The 12553-nt window shown below is 62.5% G+C and carries 11 protein-coding genes; 9 read left to right on the top strand and 2 right to left on the bottom strand.

What is annotated here, in order from left to right; genetic code table 11:
* Positions 1–10: 10 nt before the first annotated feature.
* Both V1286_RS13145 and V1286_RS13140 read right to left on the bottom strand, forming a co-directional pair.
* Positions 11–463 carry a DNA polymerase III subunit chi gene (locus V1286_RS13145; RefSeq protein WP_108519320.1) on the bottom strand — a complete coding sequence of 151 codons (453 nt, stop codon included), beginning with the start codon at positions 461–463 and terminating at the stop codon, positions 11–13.
* Positions 464–478: 15 nt separating this feature from the next.
* Positions 479–1981 carry a leucyl aminopeptidase gene (locus V1286_RS13140; RefSeq protein WP_334480127.1) on the bottom strand — a complete coding sequence of 501 codons (1503 nt, stop codon included), beginning with the start codon at positions 1979–1981 and terminating at the stop codon, positions 479–481.
* 346 nt (positions 1982–2327) lie between these two features.
* On the opposite strand from V1286_RS13140, the gene lptF reads away from it, so the two are divergent.
* The 9 genes from lptF to V1286_RS13095 all read left to right on the top strand — a co-directional run bounded on the left by lptF (position 2328) and on the right by V1286_RS13095 (position 12496).
* Positions 2328–3497 carry an LPS export ABC transporter permease LptF gene (lptF, locus tag V1286_RS13135; RefSeq protein WP_334480125.1) on the top strand — a complete coding sequence of 390 codons (1170 nt, stop codon included), beginning with the start codon at positions 2328–2330 and terminating at the stop codon, positions 3495–3497.
* Positions 3494–4591, top strand: coding sequence for an LPS export ABC transporter permease LptG (gene lptG / locus V1286_RS13130; protein ID WP_334480124.1), 1098 nt, complete (start codon positions 3494–3496; stop codon positions 4589–4591). The genes lptF and lptG overlap by 4 nt, the downstream gene beginning before the upstream one ends.
* Positions 4592–4689: 98 nt before the next feature.
* Positions 4690–7086 (top strand): LPS-assembly protein LptD, encoded by a 2397-nt coding sequence (locus V1286_RS13125; protein WP_417021254.1) that lies wholly within the window; start codon positions 4690–4692, stop codon positions 7084–7086.
* Between the two features lie 72 nt (positions 7087–7158).
* Positions 7159–8106 (top strand): peptidylprolyl isomerase family protein, encoded by a 948-nt coding sequence (locus V1286_RS13120; RefSeq protein WP_417021253.1) that lies wholly within the window; start codon positions 7159–7161, stop codon positions 8104–8106.
* Positions 8107–8150: 44 nt separating this feature from the next.
* Complete coding sequence (pdxA, locus tag V1286_RS13115; RefSeq protein ID WP_334489651.1) at positions 8151–9170, top strand: 4-hydroxythreonine-4-phosphate dehydrogenase PdxA; 1020 nt, start codon at positions 8151–8153, stop codon at positions 9168–9170.
* A complete protein-coding gene (gene rsmA, locus V1286_RS13110) occupies positions 9167–10033 on the top strand; it encodes a 16S rRNA (adenine(1518)-N(6)/adenine(1519)-N(6))-dimethyltransferase RsmA (protein WP_334480119.1) in 867 nt (288 codons plus the stop codon). The genes pdxA and rsmA overlap by 4 nt, the downstream gene beginning before the upstream one ends.
* A 29-nt stretch (positions 10034–10062) precedes the next feature.
* On the top strand, positions 10063–11121 hold the full coding sequence (locus tag V1286_RS13105) for an alcohol dehydrogenase (protein WP_334480118.1): 1059 nt from the start codon (positions 10063–10065) through the stop codon (positions 11119–11121).
* Between the two features lies 1 nt (position 11122).
* Entirely contained in the window at positions 11123–11614 is a 492-nt protein-coding gene (locus tag V1286_RS13100) for a DUF5958 family protein (protein WP_334480117.1), read from the top strand.
* 468 nt (positions 11615–12082) lie between these two features.
* Positions 12083–12496 (top strand): hypothetical protein, encoded by a 414-nt coding sequence (locus V1286_RS13095; protein ID WP_334480115.1) that lies wholly within the window; start codon positions 12083–12085, stop codon positions 12494–12496.
* Positions 12497–12553: the final 57 nt, after the last annotated feature.

The following is a 12553-nucleotide window of genomic DNA, read 5'->3' as shown; positions in this document are numbered from 1 at the left end:
TATAGATTCGCTATTGCCGCCGCTGCCACCGGCCCCGCTCATCGGCCTGCCAATAAGTCAGTTCGAACCCCCGCGCCTTGCAATCGGCCCAAGCCCCGCGCGCCGCGGTCAGCGCGTCATCATCGTCGCCGTTGAAGACCAGCACCACCCTTTCGTAGCTGTCGCAATCGGCCGGCAACGCCGCATTGTCGATCAGGAACCTGACATTGGCCCGGTTCGGGTTGCCGTCCTCGATCGAGAGAATGATGGGCTGGTCCTGCGCATCGCCGGCGCGCCATGTCGCGTGCGGCAGGAACGAATCGTCGCTGTAGGTCCACAAATGCGCATCGAGCGCCTCGGTGCGCTCCGGCGAAGTCGATTGCACGACCACGCGCCAGCCGCGCTCGAGCGATTTTTCCAGGAGCGGCGGCAATACGCTTTCGAGCGACATGCCCTGCAAATGATAGAACAGGATTTCCGTCATCCACCTGCAACCGAACTACTTCGTGGCTTCGTAATATTCCGCGACCAATCGGTCCAAAAGACGAACGCCGTAACCCGAACCCCAACTGTGGTTGATGTCGGTCTTCGGCGCACCCATCGCGGTTCCCGCGACGTCGAGATGCGCCCACGGCGTGTCGTCGACGAAACGCTGCAGGAACTGCGCGGCGGTGATCGAACCGCCATGGCGCCCGCCGGTATTCTTCATGTCGGCAAACTGCGAATCGATCTGCTTGTCGTATTCGGGACCAAGCGGCATGCGCCAGACGCGTTCGCCGGTTTCGGTTCCGATCTTGCTCAGCCGTTCCGCCAGCTCGTCGTTATTGGAGAACATGCCGGCATATTCGGTTCCGAGCGCGACCATAATCGCGCCGGTGAGTGTCGCAAGATCGACCATGAATTTAGGTTTGAACTTCTTCGCCACATACCAGAGCACATCGGCCAGCACGAGCCGGCCTTCGGCGTCGGTGTTGATGATTTCGATGGTCTGCCCCGACATCGAGGTGACGATATCGCCGGGACGCTGGGCGTTGCCGTCGGGCATGTTCTCGACCAGGCCGATGGCGCCGACCGCGTTGACCTTTGCCTTGCGCGCCGCCAGCGCATGCATCAACCCGACCACGCAGGCCGCGCCGCCCATGTCGCCTTTCATGTCTTCCATGCTGGCGGCGCCCTTGATGGAGATACCGCCGGTATCGAAGCAAACGCCTTTGCCAATGAAAGCAACGGGTTGATCGCCCTTCTTGCCACCATTCCAGCGCATGATCACGGTGCGGCCGGGCTGCGTCGAGCCCTGCGCGACGCCGAGCAAGGCGCCCATGCCGAGCTTCTTCATCGCCTTGACGTCGAGCACTTCGACTTCGACGCCGAGCTTCTTGAGCTGGCTCGCGCGGCGCGCGAATTCCACGGGATAGAGAACGTTCGGCGGCTCGTTGACGAGTTCGCGTGCGATGATCACGCCGTCTACGATATGGGATGCGGGCGCAAGCGCCTTGCGCGCGGCGGCGACATCCGAAACGGCGATCGAAATGTCAGCGCGAAGCGCGCCGTTCTCGCCGTCTTTCTTCTTGGTCTTGTAGCGGTCGAATTTGTACGCGCGCAGCCGGATGCCCGACGCGATGGCAGCGGCGGCATCGCCCTGCATCGCCGCCTCGGGCAGTTCGGCGATCACGGTGACCGATTCGCTGGCGGCGTTGAGCTTGCCCGCCGTCACGCCGCCGAATTTGAGAAAATCCTTCTCCTTGATATCGGCCGTCTTGCCGACACCGACCACGATCAGGCGCTCCGCCTTGATTCCGTCCGGCGCCGGGATATCGAGCGTCGACCCGCTCTTGCCCTTGAACTGGTTGGCGGCCGCCGCCCGCTTGACGGTATCGGCCGCCTTCCCCAGCGCCTTGCGCGTCGCCTCGCCGAACTTCAATGCGTCATCGCAAAACACCACGAGAACGCCACGAGGCGCGGCGGAAAAAGTGACAAAGCCGACCTTGACGGCGTCGGACATGGGTAAATCCTCCAGAATTCAGGGCTGTCTTGCGGGTCCGGAATCGGCCCGTACTATGGAATATTCTCTTCGGTAACGGCCCAAATGGCTCCGGACCTGATGCTTTCGGCACTATGACCCGTTAGCCGCCGCACTGCCAAGGGCCGCAGTGACCGGAAGGCCACATAAGTGAATTATTGGTCATATTGGAAGCGCGCCACGGCTCGGCCATTTTGTTGACGGATCAAAGGGATGGTAGTGGGAATGCAGACGGCTGACGATTGGCGGCCCGACCAAAGGGGACCCTCAAACAGGGGTTGGTCGGAAGCCGCTCTTTGGGCGTGCAAGGTGGGATCGTACGGTAACGATGGGGTCGATCGACAGGTACATTTTCCGCACGACGCTCGCGTCGTTTGCGCTGGTCCTGGTCAGCCTCACCGGCGTGATCTGGATTACGCAGGCGTTGCGCGGCATCGACCTGATGACGAGCCAGGGCCAGACCATCATCACCTTTCTCGGCATCACCAGCCTGGTGATTCCGGCGCTGGTTTTGATCATCGCGCCGATCGCGCTGATGATCGCGATCTCCCACACGCTGAACAAGCTCGCCACCGATTCCGAAATCATCGTGATGAATGCCGCCGGCTTTTCCCCGTACCGGCTGTTCCGTCCGTTTTTCTTCGCCACGTGTGTCGTGGCGATGCTGGTCACCTTCATCGGCGCCTATCTCGCTCCCGACGGCCTGCGCCGGATCAAGCAATGGGACGCCGAGATCACGGCCGACGTGCTGACCAACATCCTGCAGCCCGGACGTTTCGCTCAGCTCGACCAGAACCTGACGATTCGCATCCGGGAACGGCAGCCGGGTGGCGTGCTCGCCGGCATCTTCGTCGACGACCGCCGCGATCCCAAGGAGCGCGTCACCATCATTGCCGACCATGGCACGGTGCTGAAGAACGAGAGCGGCTCTTATCTGGTGCTGGAGGACGGTAACCTCGAACGTTTCGAGGCAGGAAAGCGCGATCCGGCGCTGGTGGCCTTCGCCCGCTATGCCTTCGACATGTCGAAATTCTCCAATCGCGGCCGCGACGTCGCGCTGGGAATTCGCGAACGCTATCTCTGGGAACTGGTTTCGCCCCCGGAGGACGATCCGATCTTCAAGCAACTGTCCGGGCAGTTTCTCGCCGAGCTGCATGACCGCTTCATGTCGCCGATTTATCCATTCGCGTTCGCGGTCCTGACCTTTGCCTTCCTCGGCACGCCGCGCACAACGCGCCAGAGCCGCAATTTTTCGATCGGCGGATCGATCTTTGCGGTGTTTGGGCTGCGCATGGCGGGATTCGCCTGTTCGGTGATGACGGTGAAGACGCCGGGCATGGCGCTCGTTCAATACGCGATGCTGTTCGCATCAATCGGCATCGGGCTGTGGATGATCATCGCCGGCATCGTGGTGGAGCCGCCGGCCGCGCTGATGGAAGCCATCAACAGGTCGAATGCGCGCCTTGCGCGGCTCTTTGGACGGCCCGCCACAGCATGAGCATGATGACCAATACGCTCGGGCGATATTTTGCCGGCCGCTTCCTGGTCGCGGCGGTGGGCGTGTTTGCGAGCATTTTCGTCCTGCTCGTGCTGGTCGACTACATCGAAATGGTCCGCAAGACTTCCGGGCTGGCGTCGGCATCCGCGATCACGGTGGCTCAGACGTCGCTTTACCGGGTGCCGCAACTGCTCGAAAAGCTGATGCCGTTCTGCGTCCTGATCGGCGCCATGACCTGCTATCTCGCGCTGTCGCGGCGGCTCGAACTGGTGGTCGCACGTGCGGCCGGCGTATCCGCCTGGCAGTTCATCTCGCCGGCGCTGGCAAGTGCGATCATCCTCGGCACCGTGGCAACCGTTGCCTACAACCCGATGTCGGCGAACTTACGCGAACTCTCCAAGCGGATGGAGGCCGAACTGTTCGGCTCGGCCCCAGGCGGCGGCATCCAGGATGCATCCGGCTTCTGGCTCAATCAGATCAACAGCGACGGCCAGTCGATCATCAATGCGGCGCGCAGCGAGCAGCAGGGTGTCCGGTTGACCGGACTGACCGTGTTCCGGTTCGATCCTGATCTGCAGTTCAAGGAGCGAATCGAAGCGCGCGAAGCCGCCCTCGAAGAAGGCCGCTGGGCCTTCAAATCGGTACGACGATACTCCCTGGATAAACCTCCGGTTGATCAGGAGAACTATTACCTCTCGACCACCCTCACCCCGGCCCAGGTTCGCAACAGTTTCTCCACCCCCGAAACCGTGTCCTTTTGGCAACTGCCCGGCTATATCCGCTCTTCGGAAAGCTCGGGCTTCGCGACCGCAGGCTATCGTCTGCAGTACCATAAGCTCATCGCACAGCCATTTTTGCTGGCTGCAATGGTGATGTTGGCGGCTTCCGTCAGCCTTCGCTTCTTCCGGATGGGCGGCGTGCAAAAGATGGTTTTGAGTGGCGTGGGCGCAGGCTTTCTGCTCTACGTTCTATCGAAAGTTACTGAGGATTTGAGCAAGGCTGAGTTGATGCATCCGATCGCTGCGGCGTGGTTGCCCGTCTGTGTGGGTGGCCTCACCGGCTTTTTGGCCTTGTTGTACCAGGAGGACGGGTAGTGGCCGTTGTCGCCGCCCGCCAATTGAGGTCGCCTGCGTTCAGGCGGCGCACCGATGTGCACCGCTATCGAACTCGCATGGCTGCCTTTGGCGTTTCTATGTTTGCCCTGCTCGCCGGATTCGTTTTCGCGGGCTCGATCGAGCTTGCCCTGACGGTGCCGGCCTCGGCGCAAAGCTTCACCTACAATCCGCGGCCGCCCAAGCCGCCGCCACGGCCTGCCAACAACGACGGCAAGATGCTCGTGCAAGCGGTCGAGGTGGACTACGATTACAACAACCAGCGCGTGTCGGCGGTCGGCAACGTGCAGATGTTCTACAACGGCACCAGCGTAGAGGCCGACAAGGTCGTCTATGACCAGAAGACCAAGCGGCTGCATGCGGAAGGCAACATCCGCCTGACCGACGCGGAAGGCAAAGTCACCTACGCCAATATCATGGACCTGAGCGACGACTACCGTGACGGATTCGTCGATTCGCTGCGCGTCGACACCGAGGACGCGACGCGGATGGCGGCGACGCGCGCCGACCGTTCTGCCGGCAATTACACCGTGTTCGAAAACGGCGTGTATACCGCCTGCGCGCCCTGCAAGGACAATCCGAAGAAGCCGCCGCTGTGGCAGGTCAAGGGTGCGCGCATCATCCACGACCAGACCGACAAGATGCTCTACTTCGAAAACGCGCAGCTCGAGTTCTTCGGCGTGCCGATGGCGTATCTGCCGTATTTCTCGACGCCCGATCCGACCGTCAAGCGCAAGACCGGCTTCCTGATGCCGGCCTACTCGACGGTTACCGGCTATGGCTACGGCGTGGAAACCCCGTTCTACTGGGCGATCGCGCCGGACTATGACGCGACCTTCAATCCGCGCTTCACCACGCGGCAAGGCGTGCTGTTCCAGGGCGAATTCCGCCAGCGCCTGATCAACGGCTCCTACCAGATCCGCGCCTACGGCATTGATCAGCTCGACCAGGGCGCCTACGCCGGCCAGCCCGGCGACCGCCAGTTCCGCGGCGGCCTCGACACCAAGGGCCAGTTCGCGCTCAACGACAAATGGGTTTGGGGCTGGGACGGCGTTCTGCTGTCGGATTACTACTTCTTCTCGGACTACCGGCTTGCCCAGTACAAGGACCCGCTGGGCTCGTTCCTGAGCCTGCCGACGGAAGCGATCTCGCAGCTCTACCTGACCGGCGTCGGCAACCGCAGCTTCTTCGATGCGCGCACGATCTACTACCTCTCGTTCTCCGGCAACCAGAATCAGGTTCCGGTGATCTATCCAGTTATCGACTACAACAACGTGATCAACAGCCCGATCTTTGGCGGCGAAGTCAGCTACAGGACCAACTTCACCAACCTCTCGCGTGACACGGCGGCCTTCGACCCGATCACGACATTGGCCAACACCGCCAGCCTGTGCACAACGACGTCCGCCGATCCACTGGCGCGGACGCCGTCGCAATGCCTGTTGCGCGGCTTCCCCGGCACTTACACGCGCCTGACGGCCGAAGCGCAATGGCGGAAGTCGTACACCGATCCGTTCGGTCAAATCTGGACGCCGTTTGCGATTCTGCGCGCCGACGCCATCAATTCCTCGGTTTCGAACCAGCCGGGTGTTTCGAATTTCCTTCCTGTCGGCGACACCCAGGCACTGCGCCCGATGCCGGCCGTCGGCCTCGAATATCGCTACCCCTTCATCAACGTTCAGCCGTGGGGCACCACCACGATCGAGCCGATTGCGCAGATCATTGCTCGTCCCAACGAGACCTTTGCCGGCAGGCTGCCCAACGAAGACGCCCAGAGCATGGTGTTCGACGCCAGCAACCTGTTCGCAGTCGACAAGTTCTCGGGCTACGACCGCGTCGAAGGCGGCGGCCGCGCCAATGTCGGCGTCCAGGCGACCACGCAGTTCGACCGCGGCGGCAGCGTCAACGTGCTGTTCGGACAATCTTACCAGTTGTTCGGCCTGAACTCGTACGCCGTGGCCGACGCGACCAATACCGGGCTCGAATCCGGCCTGCAGAACACCCGGTCCGACTACGTCGCCCGCGTCAACTATTCGCCGAACCGCACATATACGTTCAGCGTGCGCTCGCGCATTGATGAGGCAACGACGAACGTCAATCGCTTCGAGGCCGAGGGACGCGCCGCGTTCGATCGCTGGTCGGTCAGCATGATGTACGGCAATTATGCCGCGCAGCCGGAACTCGGCTATCTGACCCGGCGCGAGGGCCTGCTCGGCACCGCATCGATCAAGTTAGCATCGAACTGGGTCGTGTCGGGCTCGGCGCGGTGGGACCTTGAAGCCAACAAGCTGAACCAGTACATCGTCGGTGCCGGTTATGTGGATGACTGCTTCGTGCTGGCGGCCAATTACGTTACGTCCTACAGCTACTCCGCGGGGGCGACACCGCCGGTGCTCAGCCACGCGTTCATGCTGCAGATCGGCCTGCGGACCATTGCGAACTCGTCCTCATCCGCCGGCAGCACCGGCATTCAGTAGCGTGAGGCCTGACCTTGCCGGAGAGTACCCAGCACAACGCGGTACGAGTTGGTTGATACGGCTGACATGACCATGACGACCATCAAGCTCCTTTCCCGCCGGCCTTGGACTCGGTCACTTGCCGCCGGCTCCGCCGTCGCGCTTGTGATGCTGGCCGGCAGCGCTTCACCGTTGCCGGCGCAGTCTGTTGCCTGCATGGTCGGCGGCGAGCCCATCACCAGTCTCGATATCGAGCAGCGTACCAAGCTCATCTTCCTGACCACGCGCAAACCGGCGCCCAAGCAGGAAGTGATCGATGAGCTGATCAACGAAAAGGTGAAGATCAAGGAAGCCAAGAGGTTCGGTGTCGATCCTACCGCGAGCGATATCGACCAGGCCTATTCGGGAATGAGCCAGCGGATGCGGCTGACGCCCGATCAACTCACCAAGTCCCTGGAGAGCCAGGGTGTCCGGCCGGAAACGCTCAAAGCCCGCCTCAGGGCCGACATGGTCTGGGGCAGCCTGGTGCGCGGCCGCTTCAAGGAGAGCCTCCAGGTCGGAGAAAAAGACGTTGACGCCGCCGCCCAGCAAGGCGGCGAAGCGACCCAGACCGAAGCATTCGAATACAAGCTGCAGCCGATCGTGCTGATCGTGCCGCGCGGCTCGGCGCAAAGTGCAATCGACCTGCGGCGCAAGGAGGCGGAATCCCTGCGCGAGCGCGTCCAGACTTGCGAGCAGGCCAACTCATACTTCAAGTCGATGCAGAACGCTGCGATCCGCGACACGGTCACCAAGACCTCGGCCGACATCCCCGGCCCGCTTCGTGAGCTCCTGAACAAGACGCCGATCGGTCACTTGACCCCGCCCGAGATCACCAAGCAGGGCGTGGAGATGGTGGCGTTGTGCGAGCGGAAGCCGACCAAGGTCGACACGCCGAAGAAGCGGGAAATCCGGGAAAAGATGTACGCCCAGAAATACGAGGCGAAGTCGAAAGCCTATCTGGCCGACATCCGCAAAGCCGCGATGATCGAATGTCGTTGATGGCCAAGGATCCGACGTCCAAGGATCTGATGTCCAAGGCTCTGATGTCCAAGCCTCCAAAAATCAAGGCACTCGCGCTGACATCCGGCGAACCCGCGGGCATCGGCCCCGACATCGCCCTCGCCGCCTGGCTGCGGCGCAAAGAGCTGGACCTGCCGCCGTTCTATCTGCTCGGCGATCGCGCCTTCTTCGCTGGTCGGGCGAAACTCCTGGGCTTGCAGGTCGAGCTCGCCGATGCTGTCCCTGAGGAAGCGAGCGCGGCATTTGCGAAAGCATTGCCCGTGGTGGCGACGGGCGAAATCGCCACCGCGCGCCCCGGACAACCCGACGATACCAGCGCGACCGCCGCGCTGGCCTCCATCCGCCAGGCGGTCGACCATGTCAGGCGAGGACGAGCCGGCGCCGTCGTCACCAACCCGATCGCCAAGAGCGTGCTGTACCGCGCCGGATTCCGCCATCCCGGCCACACCGAGTTTCTCGCCGAGCTTGCCGCCAATGGCGGGCGTTCACCGCAGCCGGTGATGATGTTGTGGTCGCCGGCGCTCGCCGTCGTTCCCGTCACCATCCATCTTTCGCTGCGTGAGGCGCTGGAGCAGCTCACGAGCGAGCTGATCGTGACGACGGCCCGCATTGCGGTCGCGGATCTGAAAGCGCATTTCGGGCTGGCCCGTCCGCGCCTTGCGGTGTCGGGCCTCAATCCGCATGCCGGCGAAGACGGCTCGCTCGGCAGCGAAGACGTCGACATCGTCGCACCCGCTATCGAAACGCTGCGCACTGAGGGCATCGACGCCAGGGGCCCGTTGCCGGCGGACACCATGTTCCACGCCGCGGCGCGCCACAGCTACGACTGCGCCATCTGCATGTATCACGACCAGGCGCTGATCCCGATCAAGACGATTGCGTTCGAGGATGCCGTCAACGTGACGCTGGGATTGCCGTTCATCCGCACCTCGCCGGACCACGGCACCGCCTTCGACATCGCCGGCACCGGCAAGGCCAATCCTTCGAGTCTCGCCGCAGCGTTGCGTCTTGCCGCGCGCATGGCGACGACCAAGCCTTCATGAGCGCGATCGACGATCTGCCGCCACTGCGCGACGTCATTCGCGAACATTCCCTGTCGGCGCGCAAATCGCTCGGCCAGAATTTCCTGCTCGACCTCAACCTCACCGCGCGGATTGCGCGCGCCGCGGGTCCGCTCGAAGGCGCCACCATCATCGAGGTCGGCCCCGGCCCCGGCGGGCTGACGCGCGCGCTGCTGGCGCTGGGCGCAAAGCGCGTCATCGCTGTCGAACGCGACGAGCGCGCACTGGCCCCGCTCGACTACATCGCCAGGCGCTATCCCGGCCGGCTCGAGATCGTGCACGCTGACGCGCAGCGCTTCGATCCCCGCCCGATGCTCGGCGGCGAGCCGGCAAAGATCGTCGCCAACCTGCCCTACAATATCGCGACCGCGCTCTTGGTGGACTGGCTCTCGATCGAGCCATGGCCGCCCTGGTACGACATGATGGTGCTGATGTTTCAGCGCGAGGTCGCCGAGCGCATCGTCGCCAAAGAGAATGACGAGGCCTATGGCCGGCTCGCGGTGCTCGCCAACTGGCGCGCCGAGACCAAGATCCTGTTCGACATTTCCCCGGCCGCCTTCGTGCCGCAGCCCAAGGTGACCTCCTCGGTGGTGCGGCTGGTGCCGCGCGTGGCACCCGAGCCGTGCGACCGTCGCGCCCTCGAACAGGTGGCGGCCGCAGCCTTCGGCCAGCGCCGGAAAATGCTGCGGCAGAGCCTTAAATCGCTGTCGGTCGATCCGGCCCGGCTGGCCGAGGCCGCCTCGGTCGATGCGACCCGGCGGGCCGAAACAATCCCCGTATCCGGCTTTGTTGCCATGGCCCGTGAATTGACCGATATACGAAGCACAAAAGCTCAAACGCTCTGAAGAAACTTCTGCTCAAGGGAGATATTGCCATGGCGCTGATGCGTCGCCAGTCGCTGGTCAAGTTCGATGCGCCATTGTGCGAAACCATTGTCGACACGCCGAAGCCGCAAGGTCGCGAAGTCCTCGTTCGCATCGAGCGCTGTGGTCTCTGCCATTCCGACCTGCACATCCAGGACGGCTATGCTGATTTGGGCGGCGGCAAGCGGCTCGACACCACGCGCGGCATGACGCTGCCGTTCACGCTAGGCCACGAGATCGCCGGCGTGGTCGATGAGGTCGGTCCCGATACCTCGAAGGAGCTGATCGGAAAGAAGCAGGCGGTATTCCCCTGGATCGGCTGCGGCCAGTGCCGCGACTGCGCCAATGGCGACGAGAACCTCTGCGTCAAGCAGCGCTTCCTCGGCGTCTCCATCGATGGCGGTTTTGCTACCCATGTGCTGGTGCCCGACGCAAAGTACCTGCTCGATTACGATCCGCTGCCGGTCAACCAGGCGGCGACGCTGATGTGCTCGGGCGTCACCGCCTATGGCGCGTTGAAGCGGCTGGTCGACCGTCCGCGGCAGCGCAATCTCCTGCTGATCGGGCTCGGTGGCGTCGGCATGATGGGGCTTTCATTCGCGCAAGCCATGTTCAAGCAGAACATCACGGTGGCCGATCTCAGCCCCGCCGCGCGCGAGACCGCGCTGAAGAACGGCGCCGCGGCCGCCTACGATCCGTCCGAGCCCGAAATCATCAGGCGCATCCTGAAAGAAACCGAGGGCGGCTTCGACGGCGTTGTCGATTTTGCCGGCAACGAGAAATCGATGGCGTTCGCGGTTGCGACGGTGGCGCGCGGCGGCAAGGTCGTGGTCTCCGGCCTGATGGGCGGCAATTTCAGCCTGCCGATGGTGCAATGGGTCTACAAGCGCATGACCATCGAAGGCTTCATGGTCGGCACTCTCGCCGAGGCGAAGGAGCTGATGGCGCTCGCCCGCGCCGGCAAGATCAAGCCGACGCCGATGAAGGAAGAGCCGATGGCCGACGTCCAGAAATGGATCGATGAGCTGCGGGCGGGCAAGGTCGTGGGGCGGATCGTGCTGAAGAACTGAGGTGGCGCGTTCGCGTCGTTGCCATGAATTTGCGGCGGCAGCGACGCTGAGGTTCCCGATGCTAAGCGTAGACGAAGAGATCTTGCTGAATCAGTTGGCGCAGGGGATCGTTAGTGATTCAGAGGGCGACGCATGGTTCCAGGCGCAGAACGAAGACGGCAAACGCAGGCTGCTGCTTGGTTTAAATGGTTTCATCTTGCAGGCTAGTCCGCGACAGGAAGACGCCGCCGTTGCGATTTCCGAAGCGGGGCTAAAGCCGACGCTCACCCCGAGCGTATTGATCACAAAGCCAGACCTCAAGGTTCAGTTAGCGAAGCTTGTGCGACTTCCGGAGTCTGAGCTACCCCGAGTTTTTAAACTCCTCATCAAGTTACTGGCAGTCGCAGACAATCGGCGGCGCAGGGAAAAGCCGTTGGATCTCGTGAACCATTGGTGGCACCGAGACTTGAGGGACCCAGAGGTCGTGAACGACATCAAGCGAACTAAAGCTTGAGAGATAGGGATACGCAGGGACAGTGCACTTAACTGCATGCGATGCTCGACGCGTCTGGAGCGCTTTATCATCTGGCGTTGGATCGCTCAAATGCAAAGCGGTGATCTAGATCAAGACGACTGACGTTGGCGCGAGTCGAAGGCGTTGCCTTTGCCGACCAATTCATTGAAGCGGCCGAGCGCCATTACATTGATCGTTTGTCGGTGAACGTCATTGAAATGCGGCTGCACCCTGCAGAAAAGCGGTAACGCGAATTGCGACAGCACGTAGGGTGGAGCGACCGGGACTGACCGCTAAGGGCCGGGCGGGCGGCGAGCGCATAAGGGCATTGCAACTACCGCCGATCACATTTGGATCGCGCGAAATCGCGGGAAGTTCATTCTGATCACCCGCGTCGATTGGACGCAGCCGGTGTTGTTCAGGTGGTCCGACAATGATGCCGGATTGCAAAGCAAAAAGGGAAGAACAATGCTCAGGAAGGTGCTAGGTGCAGCCGCAATAGCTGCAACGGCCTATGCTTTTGTGCCCGCCGCACATGCCAGGCACATCCATCACACCGCGCATGTCGGTGTCGGATGTAGCGGCGACCACTTCGCTAAAGCTGAAGGCGAGGTCGAGGCTATGGCCGACGGCCCCGCCAAGTTCATGGCGGAAAGGGAGATTGCTCAGGCGCAGGACGCGATGCTCAGCGGAAAGATGAGTGGATGCGCAATGCATCTTGGCCGAGCGTTGCGCGCTGAAAGCGTGGCCCAAACCCCTTATCCGGGGACGATGGCCCCCGCTCCGCTCGCAAGTACAGCCGCGCGAGCCCCGGCCGAAACCACACAAGAAGCGCTGCCGCAGCCGCATTGGAATTGGGCCCCGCTGCAAGGCGCGTATTAAGCCTCAGTAGAAGGGCCTGACCGCGCAGCGATCGGCCCAGCTAAACACACTCTCAGA

It is taken from the genome of Bradyrhizobium algeriense, assembly GCF_036924595.1.
GTDB lineage: Bacteria > Pseudomonadota > Alphaproteobacteria > Rhizobiales > Xanthobacteraceae > Bradyrhizobium > Bradyrhizobium algeriense.
Note: the sequence above shows the minus strand (reverse complement) of the source record. Positions and strands in the feature narration are given on the sequence as shown.

Excerpts from the sequence above, each read along its gene's own strand:
- V1286_RS13145 (WP_108519320.1), bottom strand. The coding sequence starts at position 463 with ATGACGGAAATCCTGTTCTATCATTTGCAGGGCATGTCGCTCGAAAGC.
- V1286_RS13140 (WP_334480127.1), bottom strand. The coding sequence starts at position 1,981 with ATGTCCGACGCCGTCAAGGTCGGCTTTGTCACTTTTTCCGCCGCGCCT.
- lptF (WP_334480125.1), top strand. The coding sequence starts at position 2,328 with ATGGGGTCGATCGACAGGTACATTTTCCGCACGACGCTCGCGTCGTTT.
- lptG (WP_334480124.1), top strand. The coding sequence starts at position 3,494 with ATGAGCATGATGACCAATACGCTCGGGCGATATTTTGCCGGCCGCTTC.
- V1286_RS13125 (WP_417021254.1), top strand. The coding sequence starts at position 4,690 with ATGTTTGCCCTGCTCGCCGGATTCGTTTTCGCGGGCTCGATCGAGCTT.
- V1286_RS13120 (WP_417021253.1), top strand. The coding sequence starts at position 7,159 with ATGACGACCATCAAGCTCCTTTCCCGCCGGCCTTGGACTCGGTCACTT.
- pdxA (WP_334489651.1), top strand. The coding sequence starts at position 8,151 with ATGTCCAAGCCTCCAAAAATCAAGGCACTCGCGCTGACATCCGGCGAA.
- rsmA (WP_334480119.1), top strand. The coding sequence starts at position 9,167 with ATGAGCGCGATCGACGATCTGCCGCCACTGCGCGACGTCATTCGCGAA.
- V1286_RS13105 (WP_334480118.1), top strand. The coding sequence starts at position 10,063 with ATGGCGCTGATGCGTCGCCAGTCGCTGGTCAAGTTCGATGCGCCATTG.
- V1286_RS13095 (WP_334480115.1), top strand. The coding sequence starts at position 12,083 with ATGCTCAGGAAGGTGCTAGGTGCAGCCGCAATAGCTGCAACGGCCTAT.